The organism is Micromonospora sp. NPDC005237, from assembly GCF_040607775.1.
In the GTDB taxonomy this organism is placed as follows: domain Bacteria; phylum Actinomycetota; class Actinomycetes; order Mycobacteriales; family Micromonosporaceae; genus Micromonospora.
The window spans coordinates 80,726-102,752 of sequence record NZ_JBEXHJ010000005.1 but is presented as its reverse complement, the minus strand read 5'-3'; the positions used below and the strand labels follow the sequence as shown (position 1 = coordinate 102,752).

The window sequence follows — 22,027 nt, the reverse complement described above, 5'->3', positions numbered from 1 at the left end:
GGGCCCCGGATCGTCGGGATCGTGCAGGCCCGGATGGGCTCGTCGCGGCTACCCGGCAAGGTGCTCCGCCCGCTCGCCGGGCGGTCCGTGCTGGGTCGCGTCGTACGCGCCGCCCGCGACAGCGGCGTCCTCGCCGACCTGGTGGTCGCGACGAGCACGGACGCCGTCGACGACGCGGTGGTCGACGAGTGCCGGCGGCTCGGCGTGCCGTGTCACCGCGGGCCGGTCGACGACGTGCTGGGCCGGTTCGTGGGCGCGCTCGCCGCACACCCCGGCGACGCGGTCATGCGGTTCACCGCCGACTGTCCCCTGCTCGACCCGGAGATCATCACGCTGGTCGCCTCGGTGTACCGGGCCGTGCCCGGCCTGGACTACGCGAGCACGTCGATCGCCCGGACCCTGCCCCGCGGGCTGGACGTCGAGATCATCCGCGCGGAGACCCTGCGGACCCTCGACCGGCTCGCCACCGGTCACCACCGGGTGCACGTCACCTCGTACGCGTACACCCATCCGGATGTGTTCCGGGTGCTCGGGGTGACCCTCACCCCGGACCGTTCGGCGCTGCGGCTGACCCTCGACACCGAGCAGGACTGGGCGCTGGTGAGCGCCGTCGCCGACCATTTCGGCGACGTCAGCGTGCCGCTGGCCAAGCTCGCCGACTGGCTCGACGGGCAGCCGCGGCTGCGCGCGCTCAACGCCGACGTACGCCAGAAGCGGCTGGAGGAGTCCTGAGCACGCTACGGGTCGGACTGCGCTGCGACGCCGGGCCGCGGCGCGGCGTCGGGCACCTCGTCCGCTGCCTGGCGCTCGCCGAGGAGTTCCTGGCCCGGGGCGCCCACGTCGCGGTGTTCGGCACTGTGGAACGGCTCGGCTGGGCCACCGCCGAACTGGCCGCGCGCGGCATCGGACTGCACCCCGGCCCCGAGTCGCCGGCCGAGCTGGTCGAGGCGGCCCGACGACACGACCTCGACGTGGTGGTCGTCGACTCCTACGAGTTGGACCCGGCCGGCGTGGGTGCCCTGCGCGCGGCCGGCGTGTTCACCCTCGCCGTCATCGACGGGGACAGCAGGGGCCAGGACGCCGACCTCTACCTCGACCAGAATTTCGGGGCCCAGCTTCCGGCGCTGCCCGGGCGGTTGCTCGCCGGCAGCGGGTACGCCCTGCTGCGCGACTCGGTCGTGACCGCCCGTCCGGCGAGGCCCCGGCCCGCCACGGCGGTCAGCAGGCCCCGGGTGCTGGCCTTCTTCGGCGGCACCGACGCGGTCGGCGCGGCCCCGGTGCTGACCCGGGTGCTGCTGGCCACCGGACACCCGATGGACCTCACGGTCGTCGTCGGCCGACCCGAGATCGAGGCCGAACTGGAGACGATCACCCCCGGGCGGGGGCAGATCGTCCGTCCCGTTCCGCCCACCGGCTCGCTGCCGGCCCTGATCACCGGAGCGGACCTGGTGGTCAGCGCCGCTGGCACCTCCACCTGGGAACTGTGCTGCCTCGGCGCACCCGCCGCGCTGGTCTGCGTGGTCGACAACCAACGCGAGTCGTACACCCGGGTGGTCCAGCACGGTCTGGCCGCCGGCCTCGGCGAACTTCCGGAGCTGACCGGCGCCGGGGTGCCCGGGCGGGCCGCCCGGGCGACGGCGGCGCGGACCCTCAACGGGCTGCTCAGCTCGCCGCAGCGCCGCGCGGCGCTGGCCGCGCGGGCCTGGTCCACGGTGGACGGCCGGGGCCGGGCGCGGGTCGTGGACGCGGTGTTCGACGCTGTACGCCCGGCCGCCGTCGCGGACTGACGACGCGCGTTCTCCCGCTTATGATCCGTCGACCAGGCGAACGGGGGACGCACGTGATCAGAGCGGTCTTCTTCGATGTTGGCGGGACGATTCTCGACGAGTCCCGCGAGTTCGCGGGCTGGGCGGACTGGTTCGGCGTTCCACGGCACACGCTCTCGGCGGTCCTCGGTGCCGTGATCGCCCGTGGCCAGGACTACCAGGAGACGTTCCGGGCCTTCCGGCCCGACTTCGACCTCGCCGCCGAGCTGGAACGTCGCGCCGCCGCCGGCGAACCCGAGTGGTTCGGCGAGGAGGATCTCTACCCCGACGCGCGCGGCTGCCTGACCTCGCTCAAGGAGCAGGGCCTGTTCGTCGGCCTGGCCGGCAACCAACCCGCCTCCGCCGAGGCGCTCCTGCACGCCCTCGACCTTCCCGTGGACCTGATCGGCACCTCAACCGGTTGGGGCGTGGCGAAACCGTCACCGGCCTTCTTCGACCGGGTCGTCCGGGCGGGCGGTGGCGACGCGTCGTCGATCCTGTACGTCGGCGACCGGCCCGACAACGACGTACGCCCGGCCGTCGAGGCCGGCATGAAGACGTGCCTGATCCGGCGCGGCCCGTGGGGGCACATCCTCGACACGCCGGCCGCGGCCGAGCAGTGCCTGTTCCGCATCGACGCGCTGGACGACCTTCCGGACCTGGTGGCGAAGCACAACGCCGCGGCCACGGCGTAGCACGGGTGTACGAAAGTGCTGCTAGGGTGGCTGCATGACGCAGGCCGCCTACCAGCCGTCGATGCTCGACCTGACCGACGCGGAGCCGACCCTGGGGCCACTGCCCGGCCAGCTCCGGCGGCACCAGCTCAGCCGGGGCGCCTGGGTCGACCACCTCCCCGGCTGGGTGCGCGGTTCCGACGCGGTCCTGGACACCCTGCTCGCCGAGGTGCCGTGGCGCGCGGAGCGACGCACCATGTACGACAGCGAGGTCGACGTGCCCCGCCTGCTCTGCTGGTACGGCGTCGACCGGCAACTGCCGCACCCCGTGCTCACCTCGGCGCGGGCGGCGCTGACCCGGCACTACGCGCCCGAGCTGGGCGAGCCGTTCGTCACCGCCGGCATGTGTCTCTACCGCTCCGGCCGGGACAGCGTCGCCTGGCACGGCGACACCATCGGCCGCTCCGCGCACAGCGACACCATCGTCGCGATCGTCTCGTTCGGGTCACCTCGGCCGCTGCTGCTGCGCCCGCGCGGCGGTGGCGACAGCCTGCGGTTCCCGGTGGGCCACGGCGACCTGATCGTGATGGGCGGCTCCTGCCAGCGCACCTGGGAACACGCCATCCCCAAGACCACCCGCCCGGTAGGCCCGAGGGTGAGCGTCCAGTTCCGCCCGTTCAACGTCGCCTAACCCCACCCCACCCCACCCCCACCCCCGGCGTTGATCATGAAGTTGTTGCCACCGCCATCGGCGTGTCGCGGCAATAACTTCATGATCAACGAGTGTGGGGGTGGGGGGTGGGGTTAGTCGCGTTCGATGAGGTGGCCTACCACCGTTGGGCCCAGCATCACGGCGAAGCCGCTGCCGTCGCGGCGGGGGTCGGCTGCCGGCAGCTCCACCGGTTCGCCGGTGCCGGTCGCGCCGACCGGGCGCGGCCCCACCCAGGCGACGGCCACGTCGGTCTCGTCCTTGAGGAAGCGGTGCGCGCGGACGCCGCCGGTCGCCCGGCCCTTCGCGGGGTACGCCTTGAACGGCGTCACCTTGACCGTCGCCCCGGTGGACGTGACGACCATCGGCTCGCCGTGCCCCGCGTCGTCGGTGCGTACCGCGCCGAAGAACACCACCCGGGCCCCGGCCGGCAGGTTGATGCCGGCCATCCCGCCGCCCTTGAGGCCCTGCGGACGCACCAGCCCGGCGGCGAAACGCAGCAACGACGCCTCCGAGGTGACGAAGGTGAGCGTCTCGGCGCCGTCGGTCAGCCAGGTCGCCCCGACCACCTCGTCACCGTCGCGCAGGCCGATCACGTCGAACTCGTCGGACCGCACCGGCCACTCCGGCGCGCACACCTTCACCACGCCCTGTCGGGTGCCCAGCGCCAGCCCCGGTGAGGTGTCCGCCGCACCGCCGAGCGGCGCCAGACCGACCACGGTCTCCCCCGCCTCCAGCGGCACCAGCTCGGCGGCGGACATGCCGCCGCGCAGCGACACCGTGCCGGCCTGCTCGGGCAGCACCGGCAGCGGCAGTACGTCGATCTTGAAGGCGCGACCCGCGCTGGTGACCAGCAGCACCCGACCACGGGCGGTGGAGTGCACGATCGCGCGTACCGTGTCGTGCTTGACCCGGCCGTTGCGCCGGCGCCCCTCGGCGCTCTCCTCCGACTCGGCCGCGGTCCGGGCGACCAGCCCGGTCGCGGAGAGGATGACCTGGCACGGGTCGTCGGCAACCTCCAGCGGGCCGGCCGGCGCGGACGCCGCGAGCACCTCCTTGAGGTCGCCGTCGACGAGCGTCGTCCGCCGTTCGGTGCCGAACTGCTTGACCACGGCCGCCAGCTCGTCGGAGACCAGCTTCTTGAGCACCCGCTCGTCGTCCAGGATCGTGGACAGCTCGGTGATCTCGGCGCGCAGCCGCTCCTGCTCCGCCTCCAGCTCGATCCGGTCGTACTTGGTCAGGCGGCGCAGCGGAGTGTCCAGGATGTAGGTCGCCTGGATGTCGGAGAGGCCGAACTGACTCATCAGCCCGTCCTTGGCAGCCTGCGCGTCGTCGCTGCCGCGGATCAACCGGACCACCCGGTCGATGTCCAGCAGAGCGATCAGCAGGCCGTCGACCAGGTGCAACCGCTCCTCGCGCTTACGGCGGCGGTACGAGCTGCGCCGGGTGACCACGTCGTACCGGTGGGCCAGGAAGACCTCCAGCAGCGCCTTCAACCCGAGGGTACGGGGCTGGCCGTCGACCAGCACCAGGTTGTTGACACCGAAGGACTGCTCCAGCGGGGTCAACCGGTAGAGGTCGGCGAGCAGCGCCTGCGGGTTGACCCCCACCTTGCACTCGACGACCAACCGGGTGCCGCTCTCCCGGTCGGTGAGGTCCTTGACGTCCGCGATGCCGGTCAGCCGCTTGGTCTTGGTGACCTCGTTGGTGATCGCCGCGATGACCTTCTCCGCGCCGACGCCGTAGGGCAACTCGACGACGGTGATCGCCTGGCGGCCCCGGCTGCCCTCGATCGGGCCGATCTCCACCTTGCCGCGCATCCGCACCACGCCGCGCCCCGTCTCGTACGCGCGGCGCACCTCGTCCAGGCCGAGCAGCACGCCTCCGGTGGGCAGGTCGGGGCCGGGAACGAACTCCATGAGTTTGTCCAGGGTGGCGTCCGGGTGGTTGATCAGCCAGCGGGCCGCCGAGACGACCTCGGCGAGGTTGTGCGGGATCATGTTGGTGGCCATCCCGACCGCGATCCCGGACGCGCCGTTGACCAGCAGATTGGGGAAGGCGGCCGGCAGCACGGTGGGCTGCGTCAACGACCCGTCGTAGTTGGGCTCGACGTCGACGGTGTCCTCGCCCAGCTCCCCGACGAGCAGCATCGCCTCGCGGGACATCCGCGCTTCTGTATATCTTGAGGCAGCCGGACCGTCGTCTTGGGATCCAAAGTTGCCGTGGCCGTCGATGAGCGGCACGTTGAGCGAGAAGTCCTGCGCGAGGCGGACCATCGCGTCGTAGATCGCCGTGTCACCGTGGGGGTGGTACTTACCCATGCAGTTGTGCACCACGTAGCCCTCAGCAACGAAGGCGTGTTCGTCACTGCCCACCTGGATGTCGTACGTGACGTCGGGCGGCACCACCTCGACCGAGGTGACCCGCAGAAAAGCACTACCGACCAGCGCATCCAGCCGAGCGGCGAGCGGCGAGCCGAGCCGGTGGAGTTTCTGGACCCAGCCGTCCCGGGCCGCCCGCTCCAACTGGAACGACCGCTCGGCGAGCGGATTGCCGTTGCGGTCCTTGCCATACCGCACCTTCGGGCCGCCGCTTGCCGAGAGCGAGGCACGAAACGCCTGTCCGGCCTGATCCCGAAACCATCCGCCACCCTGATGCGCTGCGGTGAGCTCCGCCATCACCGGGCCGTACGGCAACCGGTCATTGCCTTGTTTGCCGCTATACCGATAGTCGATGTTCGCAACCCGTTGCAGGCCATCGTGCTTGTAGCCGATTCGCACCCACGGCAGGAACATCCGGGCGAGATCAGCGGCGTCACGTCCGGATACGGAGAGCCCGTGAAGCGGGTGTCCATCAGAATGACGACCGCTGGTCCAGTAGTGCCCGTGTAGACCTAGGTCGGCGAGCATGGCGTATATCTGCCGCACCAGTAGCTTGCTGGTGCTGACGAAAACCATCTCTCGGAACCGCTTGCGGACGTAGCCGTCGCCATCGAAGAAGCCAGCGAGGAACGGCGCCCACGCCGATCGGTTGCCCAGGATGTCGCGCGGCACGTGCTTGTCACGGCTGAGCGGCTCAGTAACCTCCAACAGCCCTTGGTTACGGCTGAAAGTCAAAATGTGCTGGTCGCGATGACGGGGGTTGGCAGCCTCACGCTTTCCGCGGGAGACGTTCAATCCACTGGCGATAGCCCAGCCATGAGCGACATCAAGCGGCTCGATGTCACACATGTGGATGCGGACCCGGCCGTCCGCTGTGCGGTTCCGGTCGACCGGGAAACCCTCGGCTACCAGCAGCCCGCGCACGTAGTCGTAGACGTCGCCAGGATGCGGCGACACCTCAGTACGGCGGCTCCCATAGGCCAGCGCAAGGCGTCCCGCAAGGTCCCGAGCCTCGACCCACTGCACGGAGAGGTCATCCGCGACCACCCGGAAACGTTGGCCCGGGGTGACGAGCATCGTGTGCCCATTGCTCCAGGTGACGCGAACGAGGTCAGAATTCGGATTACGAAAGACGGTGGTAACCGGGACCGACGCGCCCTCGCCGTCCAGCACGAGGTCTCCGACCTCGATCTCCTCGATTGGCCGCAGGCCATCGGGCGTGGAGACCAGTGTGCCGGCGACGAAGCAGTCGCCGACGATGCGTGCGGACTTCACATGCCCTCGGTCGGGGCGGTAGCCCTGCTCGTACATCGACCAGAGGATGCGCCGGTGCACGGGCTTGAGGCCGTCGCGCGCGTCGGGCAGGGCGCGGGAGTGGATGACCGAGAACGCGTACTCCAGGTAGGAGTCGGAGACCTCGGTGACCAGCGGGTTGTCGAAGACCCGCGCGCCGGCCTGGTCGAACGAGGAGAGGTCGACCTTGTTTTCCTTACGGCGTGCCATGACTCAGCTTTCCCCTCGGACGGCAGCGGCGCTCATGCCGTCGCTCCGCTTCGCTGCGCGACGCCCTGAGGCACCGTCGCACTGTTCCGAATATTCGCTCGCTGCCGCTCGCTCATGCGTCGATCGCATCGCGGTCGACGCGGTCGGCCGAGTCGATGAGCCAGTTGCGGCGCGGCTCGACCTTCTCCCCCATCAGCAGTTCGAGGATGCGCTCGGCGGCGTCCACGTCGTCCAGGGTGATCCGGCGGACGGCGCGGGTGGCGGGGTTCATCGTGGTGTCCCACAGCTCGTCGGCGTCCATCTCACCGAGGCCCTTGAAGCGTGGGATGGGCGTGACGATCTGCTTGCCGGCCTTCTCCAGCTTGCGAACCGTCGCCTCCATCTCGGCCTGGGTGTAGGTGTAGACGGTCTGCGGGTTGCGCCCCTTGGTGGTGATCTTGTGCAGGGGCGGCATGGCGGCGTAGAGCCGACCGGCCTCGATCAACGGCCGCATGTACCGGGCGAAGAGGGTGATCAGCAGCGTACGGATGTGCGCGCCGTCCACGTCGGCGTCGGCCATGATCAGCACCCGGCCGTAGCGCAGCGCGGCGAGGTCGAACGTCCGCCCCGAGCCGGCCCCGAGCACCTGGACGATGGCGGCGCACTCGGCATTGTCCAGAACCTGCTGGAGGTTGGCCTTCTGCACGTTGAGGATCTTGCCCCGGATCGGCAGCAGCGCCTGGTACTCCGAGGAGCGGGCCATGCGGCTCGTGCCGAGGGCGCTGTCGCCCTCCACGATGAACAGCTCGCTGCGGTCGATCCCGGTGGCACGGCAGTCGACCAGCTTCGGCGGCATGGACGCGCCCTCCAGGGCGGTCTTGCGCCGGGCGGCGTCCTTCTGCTGCTTCTGGGTGAGCCGCACCCGCGCCGCGTCGACGATCTTCTGCAGGACGACGCGCGCCTCGGCCTTGGTGCGCCGGTCCTCCAGCCAGGCCTTGACGTGCGCGTCGACCAGGGTCTGGATGACCTTGGTGATGCCGGTCGTGGACAGCTCGTCCTTGGTCTGCGAGGTGAACTGCGGCTCGGGGATCCGCACGTGCACCACGGCGGTCATCCCCTCCAGGACGTCGTCCAGGGTGGGCGGCTCCTCCTTGGCCTTGAGCAGGCCGCGGGTGTTGCGGACGGCGTCGGCGAGGGTGCGGACGAGGGCCCGCTCAAAGCCCTTGCGGTGGGTGCCGCCGTGGGCGTTGCGAATGGTGTTGGTGAAGCATTCGACGGTGCGCTCGTAGCCGGTGCCCCACCGGAACGCCACCTCGACCTCGGCGCGACGCTGCACGTTGGACTGCATGACGCCGTTGGCGTCGGCAGCGTTCTCCCGGTACGTCCCCTCGCCGTTGACCAGGAGCATGCCGGAGACCGGCCGGTCGCCGGCCGGTGCGAGGAACTCGACCATGTCGCTGAGCCCGTTGGGGTAGTGGAACCGCTCCTCGGCGGGGGCCTCGCCGGTCAGGTCGCGCAGCAGGTACGTCACGCCGGGGACCAGGAACGCGGTGTTGCGCAGCTTCATCCGGACGGCGTCGACGTCGAGCGCTGCGCCGGTCTCGAAGTAGCGGGCGTCGTGCCACCAGCGGATCGAGGTGCCGGTGCGCTGGCCGCGCTTCATCGCGCCGACCACCTGCAGGCCGGGGCCTGCGGTGAAGGGCGCGTCCGGCCCGTCGCCGTCGAAGATCCCCGGAACGCCGTGCCGGAACGACATCGCGTGGACCTTGCCGGCTCGGCGGACGGTCACGTCGAAGCGGCGGGACAGCGCGTTGACCGCCGAGGCGCCGACGCCGTGCAGGCCGCCGGAGGTCTTGTAGCCGGAGCCGCCGAACTTGCCGCCCGCGTGCAGCCGGGTCAGCACCAGCTCGACGCCGGAGATGCCGGACTTGGCGTGCACGTCGGTGGGGATGCCGCGGCCGTCGTCGTCGACCTGCACCGAGCCGTCGGCGTGCAGGATCACCTCGACGGTGGTGGCGTGACCGGCGACACCCTCGTCGGTGGAGTTGTCGAGGATCTCGTTGACGAGGTGACCCACGCCACGGCTGTCGGTGGAACCGATGTACATGCCGGGCCGCTTGCGGACGGCGTCCAGCCCCTCAAGGTGGGTGAGGTCATCGGCCCCGTACAGGGTGTCAGGCTCTGCGGTCAACTGGTCGTACTCCCCGGTCTCGGCGGTGTGGTGCCGCGTCCGAACTGTCGGTCGGCCGGCGCGCGCCGCAGCGAGCCTAACCGGCAGATGCGACACGACGACGGCACCCCGCAGTCGAGGCCCGCATCCTCGTTGCGGATGCGGGCCTCGACGCGGTGTGGTGTTGTCCGGTTTCGGCGCCTCAGCCGCGCCGTGACCGGTTGGTGGTCGGCCGCCCTACGGCGTCGGCACCTGGATAACAAGCGAGCCGTAGCCGACGTTCCCGACGCTGTCCACCGCGGCGACGTACAGCGTGTTGGTGCCGTAGGCCGGCGTGGCCAGGGTCACCGAGACGGTCTTGCCGGTCCAGCCGAGGCTGGTGCCCGCCTCCGCCTCCTCGGTGGGCGGGCTGCTCCAGCCCGTAGCGGAAGCTGACCACGTCCAGGTCCGGCGAGCGCAGCGAGGTGCCGTATACGGCACAGCGGTGATCACGGGACCACGCACGGATACCGTCGACGGTAGGCTCACCTACCCGACCAGCCGTCGGAAGGTGATCGTGGTGGACGAGCCGACACGCGACGCCCTGCGACGGTCCCTCGGCACGCGGGCCCGGCGGTGGTTGCTCGTGGGCACCCTGGTGGTGGGGCTGTTCTGCGCCGTGGCGCTGGTCGCTGCCGCGGCGCCCACCGACCGGACGTTCGCCGCTCTCTCGGGCACGGTGCAGAGCGTGATGTCGGTCCTCACGCCACTCTTCGGCATCCTGCTCGTGCGCGACCTGCGTCGGGCGTCCGGCACCGTCCACGTCGTCCCGACGGTGCTCGCGGTGGTGCTGCCGGCCACGGTGATCGGCGTCGTGGGAGTGCTGATCTGCGCCGCGACGCTGGCCCTCACTCCCGCCGACGTGGCCGACGAGCCCTGGCGGCTCGCCGGAACGGTCGCGGTGGGCAGCGTGCTGGTGCAGATCGTCGCCGGCTTCGTGGGCACCGGGCTGGGCCTGCTGCTGCGGTCGCCGGTAGTCGCGTTCCTCGCCACGATCGTCCTGCCGCTGGCCCTGTTCGCGCTGCTGGGGGCCGTGGAAGCCCTGCGCCCGGCGCAGCCGTGGCTCACCCCGTTCGGCAGCGTGCGCAACCTGCTCTCCGGCGAGATGAGCGTGCTGCGGTGGGTGCAGTGGCTGTGCGTACTGCTGATCTGGGGTGTGGGTCTGAACACGGTCGGCGCCGCCGCGCTGCGCCGCCGCTAGCAGCCCGACCGACCAACCGACGGCCGCGCGCACCAGGCGTGTGTGTCTTTCATCGAACGGTTCCGTTACGGGCCATTGACGCCCGTCGCACAGGGGTGATCTGATCGCGCTCTCAGAGAATCTTTCATCTTTCGCTGGATGGGAGCCCCATGCCCAGGTTCCGCCGTACCGCGCTCGCCGCGGCACTCACGATCGTCACGGCAGCGCTGTCGACCGCCGTCGCGCTGCCCGCCCCCGCGACCGCCGCGCTGCCCACCGCCGCCGTGGCGCTCGGCGACAGCTTCATCAGCGGCGAGGGCGCCGGGGCGTACACCCCGGTGGTCGACGCCAACGGGGTCGCCCAGGGCTTCCCCGGCTGGACGGCGCCGAACAACAACGCGTACTTCTGCCACCGGTCGGCGAACGCCTCGCTCAACCAGGCGAACCTGCCGGGTATCCAGAACCGGTTCAACCTGGCCTGCTCGGGCGGCCAGCCGCACGACATCGCCACCGCCTCCGGCGCGCGGGCCAACGGCCGAACCGTGGCCGCCCAGCTCGACCAGCTGCGCGCCGTCGCGCAGACGCAGGACATCGACCTCGTGCTGATCGGCCTGGGTTCCAACAACAGCTCGTTCACCTTCGGCAGCGTCGCGGAGACGTGCGCCAACCGCTTCATCGCCGACGCCTGGACGGGCTGGTGGGAGTTCTGGGCGTACCTGAACGGGCCGGTGGAGCAGAAGCCGTGCAGCGACGCCGACCTGGCCACCGCCGCACAGCTCAGCGCCGCGACCGCGGAGACCACCGCCGCCGTACGCCAGATCCTGACCACCCTCGACCAGGTGGACGCGGACGGCCAGCACCGGGTGGTGTTCCAGGACTACACCAACCCGCTGCCGCTGGACCTGAACCCGGTGTACTACGAGGAGGACGGCCGGGACGACACCCGGGACAAGTTCCGTGACCTCGGCGCGGAGCGGTACGCCGCCGGTTGCCCGATCCACCGGGCCAGCCTCGCCCCCGGGCACCGCTTCTCGCAGGGCCTGGGTGGCATCGTGAAGTCCACCCGGGACACCCTGGCCGCCGAGTTCCCCGCCGACGACCTGGTCTACCTCAACGTGCAGCGGGCCTTCGACGGCGCGCGGCTGTGCGAGTCGACGTCCAGCCCGACCGGCGCGCTGGCCACGCCCATCCGGCTGCAGGACGGCGCGACCGGCACCTTCGTGACCAGCCTCGCCGGCAAGGACAAGATCGCCATTCAGCGGATCGCCAACACCTGCGTCAGCTACTTCCAGACCTGCCAGGAGTCGTGGCACCCGAACGCCACCGGGCACCAGGTGCTCGGCCGGTGCCTCGCCGGCGCGGCCGCCACCGCCGCCCGCGCGGTGTCATGTGTCCGCGCCGGTGACGGGACGATCTCCGTCTCCTGACCGGTCGCGCGCCACCGGAGGCCCCGCCATTCGGCGGGGCCTCCGCCGCGTCCGGACCGCCTCGGCTACCCGCCGGTAACGTCGGGCCGTAGGCTGGGCCGGTGAACGGGGATCCGGAGTACGCGCAGGAGTTCGTCGACGTCGACGGCGCTCGGCTCGGCATGCAGGTCTATCCCGAGCCGGACGGCCCGCCCGGCGCGCCCGTGGGGGTGATCTGGCCCGCGATGGGGGTCCGCGCCCGCTACTACCGGCCGTTCGCCGCCGCGCTGCGCTCCGCCGGCCTGGCCGTGGTCGTCGCGGATCTGCGGGGCACCGGAGCGAGCACGCCCGCCCCGAGCCGCGCCGACCGGCACGGCTACGCCGAGCTGGCCAGCGACGTCGGCGCTGTCCTGGCGGCGCTCAAGCCGCGGCTGGACGGGCGTACCCGGGTGCTGCTCGGTCACTCCCTCGGCGGGCAGGCCGCCCTGCTGCACCTCGCCCGCCACGGCGGCGACGCGGTGGACGCTCTGGCGCTGGTCGCGGTGGGCGTCCCGTACTGGCGCACCTATCCGGGTCGCCGAGGGCTCGGCGTGCTGCCGTACACCCAGGGCATCGCCGCCACCGCGGCGCTGCTCGGCGTCTGGCCGGGCTGGGGCTTCGGCGGCCGGCAGGCGCGCGGCGTGATCCGCGACTGGGCACACACCGCGCGGACCGGCCGTTTTCCCCGGCTCGACGGCACGGACACCGAAGCGGCGGTACGCGCGGTGCGCACACCGGTGCTGGCGATCAGCGTGGACGACGACCAGTACACCCCGCACGAGACCATGGACCACCTCTGCGCGAAGCTCACCGCGGCACCGGTGACCCGCGAGCGGTACACGGTGGCGGACGCCGGGGCGCCGCTGGACCACTTCACCTGGGTCCGCGCCAGCGCGCCGCTGGCCGGGCGGATCGCCCGTTTCGCCGCGGACCTGCCGCCCCGCTGAGCCGTACCGGCTGCTCGGGGCGGCCCGCCCCGCTCACTCCTCCGGGTCCAGCGGCACCAGCTCGTCGTCGCGTTCCACCTGGATCTGCGCGTGGTCCTTGCGCGGCGCGACCTCCGCGGTGTTCCGGTGCGGATCGTTGTTCGGGTGCATGAGCACCGCGTCGGTCTTGGGGGTCTTCTCGCGGACCTCATCCGGCTGCGACATCGCGTTCCCCTCTCCGTCGGCGTCGGACGGATCTACCCGCCACCGCGCGGACGACTCCTCCCGGCGGCGGTCTCCGGCCGCGACGCCCGTACGTCCCCGTCGTGTCGGCGCGACGGGGATCGACCGGCGGGCGACGGGGTTAGCCGCCCGGGCGGCGGGTAAGCCGCTTCGCCCGACACGGCGGAAGGGGATCACATGTCCGAACGACACACCGCACTGCGCTCGATGCACGATCTGGGTCTGGCGGCCTGGTTCGGCGGCTCCCTCATGGGTGCCTTCGGCGTCAACGGCGCAGCGGCGAAAATCAACGACTCGACCCAGCGACTTCCGGTCGCCTCGGCCGGTTGGTCGAAGTGGACTCCGGTCAACGCGGCCGCGATCGGCGCGCACCTGGCCGGTGCGGTCGGCGAACTGGTCACGGAGAGCCCACGGGTGGTGGCCCAGCGCGGGGTCGGCCGGGCCAGCGCCATCAAGACGGCGTTGACGATCGGCGCGCTCGCGGTCACCGGCTACAGCCGGTTGGTCGGCATGCGGTTGGAGAAGGCGGGCGGCCCGCCGGTGAACGGCGCCACGGAACCCAGCCACCAGACGCCGGCCAGCGTCGCCTCCTCGCAGCGGCAGATGAAGCTGCTCCAGTGGGCGATTCCGGCGCTGACGGGATCACTGGTCGTGGTCACGGCGTACATGAGTGAGCAGCAGAAGCCAGGTCAGGTGCTGCGCGGGATCCTCAGCCGCACCAGCGGAATGCGCAGCGCGCCGATGGGCATGGCCAAGATGGGCATGGGCAAGATGGGCATGGGCAAGATGGGCATGGGCATGGGAAAGCGGCAGATGGCCATGGCCGGACGCTGAGCGTCGGGCCGGCCGGCTTCCCACCGGACCGTCGACGGCGGGGCGCCGGCCGACCCCACGCGCCCGCCACGCGCTATGGCGTGCCGAGCGGGCAGGACCGGCCCGGGGACGGGCAATCCGTCCGCCGGCAGCGGCGGACCGACGAGCGAGGTGGCCATGGCGGCAGACGAGAGACGCAGCAGAGGCGGCGGTGACCGGCCGGTCCCGGAGGCGGTCAAACCGTGGCGCGCCGACGACGGTTTCGACGCCGACGCGCCCTGGGGCGCGGACGACGACTCGCCGATGGACGAGGGCAGCGAGGAGACAGCGGTGCCCGAGGGACGGCGCGGTGAGCGGCGCGCGGGCGCCCCGGCCGGCCGGAGCGGTCCGGCCGGACGGCACGGCTTCGGTTCGGTCGAACCCACCCGTACGACGACGGCCGGGCCGGGAGCGCCACCGGATCCGGCGCCCAGCGGTCGGAGCTTCCCCGACGACGCGGACGTCAACGAGCGGTCCCAGGACGCGCTGCGCACCCGGGGTCGACGCTCCTGATCAACGGCGCTGCCCGCGTGCCCGCTCCAAACGGGGTGCACGCGGGCAGCGGTCCGTCAGCCGCTCGACGCGGCCCGCGCCGCGACGGTCTGACCGTCGGCCGGTCCACGCGGCCCGGGCGGCACCCGCGGATCGGCGAGCATGGTCTCGGCGAGCAACTGCGCCAGCCGGGTGGCGTCGCGCTGGGCCTGCCCGGCGCAGCAGTTGTTGAACAGCACATGCAGGTCGTCGACGTCTCCGGCCAGCTCCGCCAGCCGCGCGGCCCAGTCCCGCAGCTCCGACTCGTCGTACGCGTAGCGGAACTTGTCCTGCTTGTCGCCGTCGCCCCACGCGTCGCTGTGGCCGTGGAAGCGGACGATCGCGGGCTCCGCCGTCCGCGTCAGGATCGGCGGCACCGACGACGGGTGCCCCTGTGGCATGTCGACGCAGACCAGGGACAGGTCGTGCGCGCGTAGCAGGTCCAGGGTCGCCGCCGCGGCGGCGCCGTCGAACCAGGAGGCGTGCCGCAGCTCCACCGCCACCCGCCACTGCCGGCACCGCTGCGCCAGCTCCACAATGCGACGCTCGGCGGCGGCGCCGCGCGCCAACCAGGGCGGGAACTGCAACAGCACCGCGCCGAGCTTGCCGGCGGCCGCGATCGGGTCCAGCGCCGCCCGGAAGCGGGCCCACAGCTCGTCGTACGCCTGCTCGGGCAGATCGCGACGGCGGACCCGGCTCGGGCCGCCGGCCGGCCGCAGATCCCGGGGCAGCACGGCGACCGGCGTGGGATGCCCGGTGAAGAGGCTGAACGCCTTGACGTTGAAGGTGAAGTCGTCGGGTGTCGCGTCGACCCAGCCCTGTGTCGTCTCCGGCACCGGAACGGCGTAGTAGGACGTGTCCACTTCGACCAGCGGGAACCGTCCCGCGTAGTAGGCCAGCCGGCCGGCCGGCGTGTTGGCCGAGCGCGGATACCAGCCGGAGCGCAGCAACGTCTGGTCCGCCCAGGACGACGTGCCCACCTTGATCACACTCATGTCATTCAGTGGACAGTCCCGCGCCCCGATCGGCAACCGCTGGCGGCCGGCGCTCCCGTCGTGTCCGACCCCGAAGTGTCGGTGCCCGGTCCTAGGCTGGCGCCCGACGGACCTCGACCGAAGGGCAACACCATGACCAGCACCGCGCAGCTCACCGGGGAACGGGCCGACCTGCTGCAGACGCTGCGCCGGCACCGGGGCTTCCTCCTGCAGACCGTCGACGGGCTGACCGACGAGCAGGCCGCCGCCCGCAGCACCGTGAGCGAGCTCTGCCCGGGCGGGCTCATCAAGCACGTCGCCGGCACCGAGGAGCGGTGGATGCTGTTCGCCGTGGGTGGCGCGGAGGCCATGCAGCGCGAGGAGATCGACTGGGTCGGTCAGTTCCGGATGGCGCCGGGCGAGACCCTGGCCGGGCTGGTCGAGCGGTTCCAGGCGGTGGCCGCCCACACCGACGAGCTGATCGCCACCCTCGATCTGGACGCGGCCCACCCGCTGCCGCAGGCGCCCTGGTTCGAGCCGGGTGCGAGCTGGACGGTCCGCCGGGTGCTGCTGCACCTCATCGCCGAGACGTCGCAGCACGCGGGGCACGCCGACATCCTGCGTGAGGCGATCGACGGGTCGAAGACCATGGGCTGAGCCCCGGCCCGCCCTCGGGCGCTTCGCCTCGTGCTGTCACCACCGGTTCCCGCTCCGGGCGCCGATGTGACATCGCCCGCGGGGTGGGCGCTGAGGGACACGAGATGAACGCGGACCGGATGAACCAGGAAACCGCCGAGCGGCTGCTCGGCGGTTTCCCCGTCGATCCGTCGACCGACACGCGTCCGGTCGTGCTGCTCCTGACGGCGGTGCGTGCCGCGCCGCGCCCCGACGAGCTGGCCGGCCTGAGCCTCGCCGTGCAGGATTTCCGTCGCGCCCAGGCGCACCGCCGGCGGCCTCCCCCGGCCCACGTGTCCCCGTCCCTCGATCAGGACGCCGGCGGTGCGACAGCCCGGAGCGACGGCCGCTGAGTCACGGTCGCCGCCGGGTCCGCGGGCGGGCCTCCGCCTGGGTGGAGCGATCACCGGCGTACGCGTCGGTGTGCCCCCAACGGCCGGGGATGTCGAGCAGCTCGATACCGCCGAAGCCGCTCGGCAGGGCGGGATTCACCAGCAGGTTCTCGCCGGTGGGCCGCAGGCCCAACAGGGTGCCCAGCAACATCAGCAGCGCGCCCGAGGACCACGACTGGGGACGACCGGCCGAGGGCAACTGGACCGGATACTTGGTCAGGCTCCGCTCGTAGCCGGCGATCAGCTCCGGCACCGCTCCGCCGAGCGTCTGCGCCATGTCGAAGATGCCGGCCGCGATCCGGGCCGCGTGCGTGTCGAAACGGTAGTGCCGCAGACCGGCGGCGATCAGGGCGTTGTCCGACGGCCACACCGCCCCGAGGTGCGAGCCCACCGGGTTGTACGGGCGCTGGCCGGTGGCGAACGTCCGCACCCCCCAGCCGCTGAACAGCCGCGGCCCGAGCAGGTGCTCGGCGACCGCCTCGGCGCGATCGTCCGCGACGATCCCGCTCCACAGCAGGTGCCCGATGTTGGACGTCAGGGCGTCGACCTGCTCGCCGTACGGGTCCAGCGCCAACGCGTAGTACTCCCGGTGCGGCAACCAGAAGTCCCGGTTGAACCGCTCCTTGAGCGCCGCCGCCTCCCGATCGAGCCGGTCGGCGTACTCGGGCTCGCCCCAGAACTCGCGGGCCAGCCGGGCGCCGCGCCGCTTCGCGTCGTACGCGTAGCCCTGCAACTCGCAGGTGGCGCGGGGAAACGCGGGCAACCGCCCGTGCGCGTCGACGATCGCGTCCCGGGAGTCCTTCCAGGACTGGTTCACCGCGCCGTGCCGCTCGTTGCGGCGCTGGTAGCGCACGTAACCGTCGCCGGTCATGTCGCCGTACTCGTCGATCCAGTCCAGCGCCCGCCGGGCCGGGTGGCGCAGCTCGCGGACCAGCTCCGCGTCGCCGGACCAGCGCTCGTACTCGTCGAGCAGGACCACGAACAGCGGGGTGGTGTCGGCCGCGCCGTAGTACAACGCGTTGGGCCGCTCCCCGAACGCGGCCAACTCGCCGTAGCGCAACTGGACCAGGATCTTGCCCGGCTCCTCGTCGTGCTCGTCGTCGAGTTGGCCACCCTGCAGCAGCGCCAGCATCCGCAGCGTCGCGCGGGCCAACTCGGGGACGAACGCCAGGCTCTGCAGGCAGGTGATGATGCTGTCCCGCCCGCACATTCCCATCGCCCACGGCAGGCCGCCGACCGGCACCCGGTCGGTGTACGCCAGCGGCTGGTACCGCAGCGCCCCCAGGGCGGCCAGAGCGCCCTGGTACGTCTCCTCCAGGCCCGCCCGTTCGGCCACCAACTGCGGGGCCCGGGCCAACCACGCGGTCAGGTCGTCACCCATTCCCCGCCGCAGGACCTGCTGGTGCGACTCCAGATCGGCGCGCATGTCCCGGTCACCCTCGCCCCGCATCGTCATGCTGACGTGCAGGGTGGTCTCCCACTTCCCCTCGGGCGGAACACTGATCCGGAACGTGAGCCCCTCCTCGTCGACCTCGGCGGGGGCGGTGCTGTGCACCGTGGTGACGCGGCCGAACCGCTCCCGCTCGTAGCGCAGCACGAGTGCCGCACGGTGGGCGTCGACCGCGACGTGGACGGCCCGCGGTCGGGGCCGTGCGACGTCGGCGATCTCGGCGATGTCGGTGAAGTCGGCGCCCACCTCCATCCGCACGGTGAAGTCGGCGGGCTTCGGCGAATGGTTGAGCACGGTGATCTGCTCGTGGAAGCAGTCGTGCACCGAGCGGTGCCGGATGATCGACACGTCGGCGTCCACGTAGTGGCTCGCCGCACCGGGCACCAGGAAGAACCGGGTCTCGAAGTACGTCATGTCGTCGCGGGAGAGCGCGTTGAGGCGTTCCCCGTCGACGCTGAGCACCCACCGGGACAGGAAGCGGGTGTCGAACGAGAAGAGCCCGACCGGCGCCTGCGGGTCGACCTCCATGTCGCCCTGGGCGTCGCTGATCGCGAACACGTTGCCGGCGATCACGTGCACCTGCTCCTGCCTCATCGCGACCCCTCCTGTCTCGCGAGGGCCGCCCGGCCCAGCGCACGGGGATGCCGGGCGTCGGCCGGGCCGGGGAAGATCCGCCGCAGCAGCAACAGCAGTGCCATGTCGCCCCGCACGGTCAGCTCGTTGCGCAGCAACGCCTCGGCGAGGTGCAGCTGACCGCTGGCCAACTCGTCGAAGACCGCCCGATCGGCGCGGACCAGCAGGTCGGCGTCGTCGGCCGACCGGGTCACCTGGACGTGCTGGTCAGCGACGGTCAGGTACCAGTGATCGGTACAGCCGTCGCCGCGCATGTCCAGCCGCAGCGTCCCGGCGGTGGTCTCGGACAGGTCGGGGCGCCGGCCGGCGTCCAGGTCCTGCAGGAACCGCGCCGCCGTCGTACCCATCAGATCACCTCCCGCATCCCCGCAGAATCACCCGGCGCGGGGTGAGCGGGAGTCACCCGAACCGGGTGAACCGGGGGACGCGGGTCAGACGGCCTCGACGAGGCCGCGGACGTAGGCGGCCTGCCCGGCGTGTTGCAGGTCGTCGTCGGCGATGCTGACCAGCCGCACGCCGAGAGTGACCGGCGGGTCCCACGACTCGTCCACCACGCGGTCCAGGTCCGCCGGGCGCAGCCCCGCCAGGAACGATCCGGTACGCGCCGAAACCGCCTCGTAGTAGTCGATCAGCGCCTGCGCGCTCTCCGGGCGCACCTCCGCCACCTGTGCGGGCGTGTGGCCGTAGCCGGTGTTGTGCGGGTCGGCGGTGAGCCCGAACCGCCCCGCCCAGTCCCCGTTGACCCAGATCTGCTCGGCGTCGAGCAGGTCGGCGACGTGGTGGTCCTGGACGCGGGTGAGGTGCCAGACCAGCCACCCGACCGGGTTGGCGCCCTCGCCGGGCGCCCGACGCAGCTGCTCCGGGGTGAGGCCGTCGACCGCCGCGCGGACGAGGTCGGGCAGCCGGTCGTACGTCTCGGTCAGCAGGTCACTCACGTCCACGGGGCACGCCTCCTGGTCGGTTTCCGATCACGGTACCGCCCGACACCGACAGCCAGACCTCGGCCGCTACGGTGATCACGTGGTCGCGGCGCTGGAGCTGTATCTGGACCCGGACGCCACCCGGCGGATCCGGGTGTTGTGGGACGCGTTGGAGGCCGAGGGCGTGCAGAGCATGCGCTCGCTGCTGGAGCAGCGCCACCGCCCGCACGTGTCGCTCGCGGTCGCGCCCCGCTTCGACCCCGAACAGGTCGCCGAGGCGCTGCGCGGAACGGTCGTGGCGGCCCCACTACGACTGGACTTCCAGTACGCGGGGCAGTTCGTCGGACGGGTGCTCTGGCTCGGCCCGGCGCCCACCCCGGAGTTGCTCGCGCACCACCGGTTGGTGCACGGCCGGCTCGCCGCCGCCGGGATCACCCTGGTCGAGCACTACCAGCCGGGGCGCTGGGTGCCGCACTGCACGCTGTCCATGCGGGTGCCGAACACGCTGATGGCCGCCGCGGTGCGCCGCTGCCTGGAGGTGCTGCCGCTGGCGGCGACCGTGGTCGGCGCCGCCCTCACCGACCACGCCCGCGGCATCGCCCATCCGCTGGCCTAGGGTTTGTCAAGGTCCCAGCCGTCCTGGCGGTCGACGCGCCGCCGCGCGGACACGCTCGCCGCCACCGCTGCGGCGAGCGCGATGGATGCCCCGGCCAGCAGCAGCAGACGCGGACCCAGCGGGGCGAGCGCACCGGCCAGCCCGGTCCCGAGCGAGCCGGCGGCCACCTTCAGGGCCGCCGTCGACACGAACACCTGCGTCCGCACGGCGTCCGGCGCGTACGCCGAGCAGCGCCGGCCGGGTCGCCCCGACCTGCGACACGGTGGCCAGCAACACAACTCCCACGGTCGCCCCGGCGTCCGCGCCGCGGGCGAGCGTCGCCGCGACGAGGTAGCGAGGCAGGGCGCCACGTCCGGTGGCGACCCGGACGGCGGTGTCGAGAGATCCGCTCACCTGTACCTCGCTACCCACTCGGCCGGTCGGTGCACCATCGAGGCGAGATGTCCGGTTTGGCGGGCGACAGTCGGGAAACCGAAAACAGGGGGTGCGGATGCGGCCGGGCGTGGGATGGTTCGACGTGGATGCCGTACCGGTGGTGACCCGCGCGAGCGGGCCGCCCGCGGCGGCTTCGACGAGGAGAGGCAGGGCCCATGCAGGCTCAGCGCAGGCCACCGCGCACGGAGCGGAGCCAGACCAGCCACGACCGGACCGGTGGCGGGATGACCGGGGCGGCCACGCCCCTGACCATCTGGGCCGCCGCCGTGCTGCTCGGTCGCATCGGCGCCGGTGACGACGACAGCGAGGACGAGCGGCACATCCTGCGCGGCATCGAGTGAGCCTCGCGCCCCGCTGCTAGAGCCAGCCGCGGCGCTTGAAGACCAGATAGAGGGTTCCGCAGACCAGCAGCATCAGCAGCAGCGCGAACAGGTAGCCGAAGCGCCATTTCAGCTCCGGCATGTGGACGAAGTTCATGCCGTACACGGTGCCGATGAGCGTGGGGGCGAACAGGATCGCGGCCCACGAGGAGACCTTCTTCAGCTCCTCGTTCTGCGCGTAGCTGGCCGCGGTCAGGCTGCGCATCTCCTCGTTCTGCTGCTGCGAGACGAGGGTGGCATTGACGGTGAGGATGTTCTGCAGCAGGTGCCGGAACCCGTCCACCCGCTCGACCACCTGGGTGAGGTGGTCGGTCACGTCACGCAGGTAGCGGAGCAGCTCCTCGTCCGTGCCGTAGCTGCCGGCGCCGGTGGCCAACGCGTCGAGCATGGTGAGCAGCGGCCGGGCGGCCCGCTGGAACTCGATGACCTCCCGGCTGAGCCCGTAGATGCGCCGGCTGGCGTTCGGGTCACCCCCGAAGACCTGGGTCTCGATCTCGTCGATGTCGTTCTCCAACCCGGCGACCACCGGCGCGTACCCGTCGACGACCTGGTCGAGGATCGCGTACAGGACCGCCTCGGGCCCCTGGGCGAGCATCGGCGCGTCGGCCTCCATCCGGCGCCGGACCGCCGCCAGGTCGGGGACCTCCCCGTGGCGGACCGTCACCACGAAACCGGGCCCGATGAACAGGTGCAGTTCGGAGAACTCGACCTCCTCCCGCAGGTCGTCGTAGCGGGCGGCACGCAACACCACGAACAGCGTGTGCCCGTACCGCTCCAGCTTGGGTCGCTGGTGGGCGTTGATCGCGTCCTCCACCGCCAGGTCGTGCAGGCGGAACTCGCGCGCCAGCGAGGAGATCTGGTCGATGTCGGGCCGGTACAACCCGATCCAGGCCATCGCGTCGTCCTGCTCCTGTAGGCAGGAGTACGTCTCGGCGAGGCCGGCCGGCGACGCGATCCGGTGTCCCCGGATGTAGACGGCACTGTCCACCATGCCACCGGCGGGCGGGGGCGGCTCCGGCGGCGGCACGCCGACGCGGGTCTCGTGCTCGTCGAGCTGACGGCCGAAGCCACCACCCGGGCGGAAGCGACGGCCGCCGACCATGACCCGCTCCTTC

Annotated in this window: 23 protein-coding genes and 2 pseudogenes; 13 read left to right on the top strand and 12 right to left on the bottom strand. The window is 72.0% G+C overall.

Annotation, left to right across the window (positions count from 1 at the left end; translation table 11 throughout):
* Positions 1-9 precede the first annotated feature (9 nt).
* The 4 genes from ABZT87_RS15315 to ABZT87_RS15300 are packed head-to-tail and all read left to right on the top strand — an operon-like array spanning position 10 to position 3,170.
* The gene (locus tag ABZT87_RS15315) at positions 10-732 is read left to right on the top strand and encodes a glycosyltransferase family protein (RefSeq protein ID WP_355136480.1); all 723 of its coding nucleotides are present in this window, start codon (positions 10-12) and stop codon (positions 730-732) included.
* On the top strand, positions 729-1,787 hold the full coding sequence (locus ABZT87_RS15310; protein ID WP_355136478.1) for a spore coat protein: 1,059 nt from the start codon (positions 729-731) through the stop codon (positions 1,785-1,787). Before ABZT87_RS15315 ends, ABZT87_RS15310 begins: the two co-directional genes overlap by 4 nt.
* A 53-nt stretch (positions 1,788-1,840) precedes the next feature.
* Complete coding sequence (locus ABZT87_RS15305; RefSeq protein WP_355136059.1) at positions 1,841-2,500, top strand: HAD family hydrolase; 660 nt, start codon at positions 1,841-1,843, stop codon at positions 2,498-2,500.
* Positions 2,501-2,534: 34 nt separating this feature from the next.
* Entirely contained in the window at positions 2,535-3,170 is a 636-nt protein-coding gene (locus ABZT87_RS15300) for an alpha-ketoglutarate-dependent dioxygenase AlkB (RefSeq protein WP_355136057.1), read from the top strand.
* 113 nt (positions 3,171-3,283) lie between these two features.
* Here the strand turns inward: ABZT87_RS15300 and ABZT87_RS15295 are convergent, their stop codons facing one another.
* The 5 genes and pseudogenes from ABZT87_RS15295 to ABZT87_RS15275 form a co-directional block, all read right to left on the bottom strand.
* Positions 3,284-5,866 carry a DNA topoisomerase (ATP-hydrolyzing) gene (locus ABZT87_RS15295; protein WP_354855120.1) on the bottom strand — a complete coding sequence of 861 codons (2,583 nt, stop codon included), beginning with the start codon at positions 5,864-5,866 and terminating at the stop codon, positions 3,284-3,286.
* 144 nt (positions 5,867-6,010) lie between these two features.
* Positions 6,011-6,844: pseudogene (locus ABZT87_RS15290) on the bottom strand (LAGLIDADG family homing endonuclease); the annotation flags it as partial.
* Positions 6,818-7,072, bottom strand: a pseudogene (locus ABZT87_RS15285) (DNA gyrase subunit A); the annotation flags it as partial. The pseudogenes ABZT87_RS15285 and ABZT87_RS15290, both read right to left, overlap by 27 nt.
* 112 nt (positions 7,073-7,184) lie before the next feature.
* Positions 7,185-9,242 carry a DNA topoisomerase IV subunit B gene (locus ABZT87_RS15280; RefSeq protein ID WP_354855098.1) on the bottom strand — a complete coding sequence of 686 codons (2,058 nt, stop codon included), beginning with the start codon at positions 9,240-9,242 and terminating at the stop codon, positions 7,185-7,187.
* Positions 9,243-9,458: 216 nt separating this feature from the next.
* Positions 9,459-9,713, bottom strand: coding sequence for a hypothetical protein (locus tag ABZT87_RS15275; RefSeq protein ID WP_355136055.1), 255 nt, complete (start codon positions 9,711-9,713; stop codon positions 9,459-9,461).
* Between the two features lie 67 nt (positions 9,714-9,780).
* Here ABZT87_RS15275 and ABZT87_RS15270 point away from each other — a divergent pair, with 67 nt between their 5' ends.
* The 3 genes from ABZT87_RS15270 (at position 9,781) to ABZT87_RS15260 (ending at position 12,832) form a co-directional block, all read left to right on the top strand.
* Complete coding sequence (locus ABZT87_RS15270; RefSeq protein WP_355136053.1) at positions 9,781-10,461, top strand: hypothetical protein; 681 nt, start codon at positions 9,781-9,783, stop codon at positions 10,459-10,461.
* A gap of 149 nt (positions 10,462-10,610) precedes the next feature.
* The gene (locus ABZT87_RS15265; RefSeq protein WP_355136051.1) at positions 10,611-11,867 is read left to right on the top strand and encodes a hypothetical protein; all 1,257 of its coding nucleotides are present in this window, start codon (positions 10,611-10,613) and stop codon (positions 11,865-11,867) included.
* 101 nt (positions 11,868-11,968) lie between these two features.
* On the top strand, positions 11,969-12,832 hold the full coding sequence (locus tag ABZT87_RS15260; protein WP_355136049.1) for an alpha/beta fold hydrolase: 864 nt from the start codon (positions 11,969-11,971) through the stop codon (positions 12,830-12,832).
* Positions 12,833-12,865: 33 nt separating this feature from the next.
* On the opposite strand, the gene ABZT87_RS15255 is transcribed toward ABZT87_RS15260, so the two are convergent.
* Positions 12,866-13,036 carry a hypothetical protein gene (locus ABZT87_RS15255; RefSeq protein WP_354855093.1) on the bottom strand — a complete coding sequence of 57 codons (171 nt, stop codon included), beginning with the start codon at positions 13,034-13,036 and terminating at the stop codon, positions 12,866-12,868.
* A gap of 195 nt (positions 13,037-13,231) precedes the next feature.
* On the opposite strand from ABZT87_RS15255, the gene ABZT87_RS15250 reads away from it, so the two are divergent.
* Together ABZT87_RS15250 and ABZT87_RS15245 are read left to right on the top strand one after the other, a co-directional pair.
* A complete protein-coding gene (locus ABZT87_RS15250; protein WP_354855092.1) occupies positions 13,232-13,888 on the top strand; it encodes a hypothetical protein in 657 nt (218 codons plus the stop codon).
* A 156-nt stretch (positions 13,889-14,044) separates the two neighbouring features.
* The gene (locus tag ABZT87_RS15245; RefSeq protein WP_354855091.1) at positions 14,045-14,419 is read left to right on the top strand and encodes a hypothetical protein; all 375 of its coding nucleotides are present in this window, start codon (positions 14,045-14,047) and stop codon (positions 14,417-14,419) included.
* A 56-nt stretch (positions 14,420-14,475) separates the two neighbouring features.
* On the opposite strand, the gene ABZT87_RS15240 is transcribed toward ABZT87_RS15245, so the two are convergent.
* Positions 14,476-15,432 carry a DUF72 domain-containing protein gene (locus ABZT87_RS15240; protein WP_355136047.1) on the bottom strand — a complete coding sequence of 319 codons (957 nt, stop codon included), beginning with the start codon at positions 15,430-15,432 and terminating at the stop codon, positions 14,476-14,478.
* A 132-nt stretch (positions 15,433-15,564) separates the two neighbouring features.
* Between ABZT87_RS15240 and ABZT87_RS15235 the strand changes: the two genes are divergently transcribed.
* Together ABZT87_RS15235 and ABZT87_RS15230 are read left to right on the top strand one after the other, a co-directional pair.
* The gene (locus ABZT87_RS15235; RefSeq protein ID WP_355068150.1) at positions 15,565-16,068 is read left to right on the top strand and encodes a DinB family protein; all 504 of its coding nucleotides are present in this window, start codon (positions 15,565-15,567) and stop codon (positions 16,066-16,068) included.
* A gap of 104 nt (positions 16,069-16,172) precedes the next feature.
* The gene (locus ABZT87_RS15230; protein ID WP_354855088.1) at positions 16,173-16,439 is read left to right on the top strand and encodes a hypothetical protein; all 267 of its coding nucleotides are present in this window, start codon (positions 16,173-16,175) and stop codon (positions 16,437-16,439) included.
* Position 16,440: 1 nt separating this feature from the next.
* Here ABZT87_RS15230 and ABZT87_RS15225 read toward each other — a convergent pair whose 3' ends face one another.
* The 3 genes from ABZT87_RS15225 to ABZT87_RS15215 all read right to left on the bottom strand — a co-directional run bounded on the left by ABZT87_RS15225 (position 16,441) and on the right by ABZT87_RS15215 (position 19,502).
* Positions 16,441-18,522, bottom strand: a complete 2,082-nt coding sequence (locus ABZT87_RS15225; protein ID WP_355136044.1) for a glycogen debranching N-terminal domain-containing protein — start codon at positions 18,520-18,522, stop codon at positions 16,441-16,443.
* Positions 18,519-18,908, bottom strand: coding sequence for an SCP2 sterol-binding domain-containing protein (locus tag ABZT87_RS15220; protein ID WP_354855086.1), 390 nt, complete (start codon positions 18,906-18,908; stop codon positions 18,519-18,521). Before ABZT87_RS15220 ends, ABZT87_RS15225 begins: the two co-directional genes overlap by 4 nt.
* Positions 18,909-18,992: 84 nt before the next feature.
* Positions 18,993-19,502: a DUF664 domain-containing protein gene (locus tag ABZT87_RS15215; RefSeq protein WP_354855085.1), complete on the bottom strand. Its 510-nt coding sequence runs from the start codon at positions 19,500-19,502 to the stop codon at positions 18,993-18,995.
* 79 nt (positions 19,503-19,581) lie between these two features.
* Between ABZT87_RS15215 and ABZT87_RS15210 the strand changes: the two genes are divergently transcribed.
* Positions 19,582-20,097 (top strand): 2'-5' RNA ligase family protein, encoded by a 516-nt coding sequence (locus tag ABZT87_RS15210; protein WP_355136042.1) that lies wholly within the window; start codon positions 19,582-19,584, stop codon positions 20,095-20,097.
* Here ABZT87_RS15210 and ABZT87_RS15205 read toward each other — a convergent pair.
* Complete coding sequence (locus ABZT87_RS15205; RefSeq protein WP_355136040.1) at positions 20,094-20,303, bottom strand: hypothetical protein; 210 nt, start codon at positions 20,301-20,303, stop codon at positions 20,094-20,096. The two genes, ABZT87_RS15210 and ABZT87_RS15205, sit on opposite strands and share 4 nt — an antisense overlap.
* A 384-nt stretch (positions 20,304-20,687) precedes the next feature.
* Here ABZT87_RS15205 and ABZT87_RS15200 point away from each other — a divergent pair, with 384 nt between their 5' ends.
* Positions 20,688-20,873, top strand: coding sequence for a hypothetical protein (locus ABZT87_RS15200; protein WP_007457747.1), 186 nt, complete (start codon positions 20,688-20,690; stop codon positions 20,871-20,873).
* 16 nt (positions 20,874-20,889) lie between these two features.
* On the opposite strand, the gene corA is transcribed toward ABZT87_RS15200, so the two are convergent.
* Positions 20,890-22,014 carry a magnesium/cobalt transporter CorA gene (gene corA, locus ABZT87_RS15195; protein WP_355136038.1) on the bottom strand — a complete coding sequence of 375 codons (1,125 nt, stop codon included), beginning with the start codon at positions 22,012-22,014 and terminating at the stop codon, positions 20,890-20,892.
* Between the last annotated feature and the right edge of the window lie 13 nt (positions 22,015-22,027).

Coding starts and splice junctions, on each gene's coding strand:
- ABZT87_RS15300 (WP_355136057.1), top strand. CDS start 2,535: ATGACGCAGGCCGCCTACCAGCCGTCGATGCTCGACCTGACCGACGCG.
- ABZT87_RS15295 (WP_354855120.1), bottom strand. CDS start 5,866: ATGGCGGAGCTCACCGCAGCGCATCAGGGTGGCGGATGGTTTCGGGAT.
- ABZT87_RS15265 (WP_355136051.1), top strand. CDS start 10,611: ATGCCCAGGTTCCGCCGTACCGCGCTCGCCGCGGCACTCACGATCGTC.
- ABZT87_RS15255 (WP_354855093.1), bottom strand. CDS start 13,036: ATGTCGCAGCCGGATGAGGTCCGCGAGAAGACCCCCAAGACCGACGCG.
- ABZT87_RS15250 (WP_354855092.1), top strand. CDS start 13,232: ATGTCCGAACGACACACCGCACTGCGCTCGATGCACGATCTGGGTCTG.
- ABZT87_RS15245 (WP_354855091.1), top strand. CDS start 14,045: ATGGCGGCAGACGAGAGACGCAGCAGAGGCGGCGGTGACCGGCCGGTC.
- ABZT87_RS15240 (WP_355136047.1), bottom strand. CDS start 15,432: ATGAGTGTGATCAAGGTGGGCACGTCGTCCTGGGCGGACCAGACGTTG.
- ABZT87_RS15235 (WP_355068150.1), top strand. CDS start 15,565: ATGACCAGCACCGCGCAGCTCACCGGGGAACGGGCCGACCTGCTGCAG.
- ABZT87_RS15230 (WP_354855088.1), top strand. CDS start 16,173: ATGAACGCGGACCGGATGAACCAGGAAACCGCCGAGCGGCTGCTCGGC.
- ABZT87_RS15225 (WP_355136044.1), bottom strand. CDS start 18,522: ATGAGGCAGGAGCAGGTGCACGTGATCGCCGGCAACGTGTTCGCGATC.
- ABZT87_RS15220 (WP_354855086.1), bottom strand. CDS start 18,908: ATGGGTACGACGGCGGCGCGGTTCCTGCAGGACCTGGACGCCGGCCGG.
- ABZT87_RS15200 (WP_007457747.1), top strand. CDS start 20,688: ATGCAGGCTCAGCGCAGGCCACCGCGCACGGAGCGGAGCCAGACCAGC.
- corA (WP_355136038.1), bottom strand. CDS start 22,014: ATGGTCGGCGGCCGTCGCTTCCGCCCGGGTGGTGGCTTCGGCCGTCAG.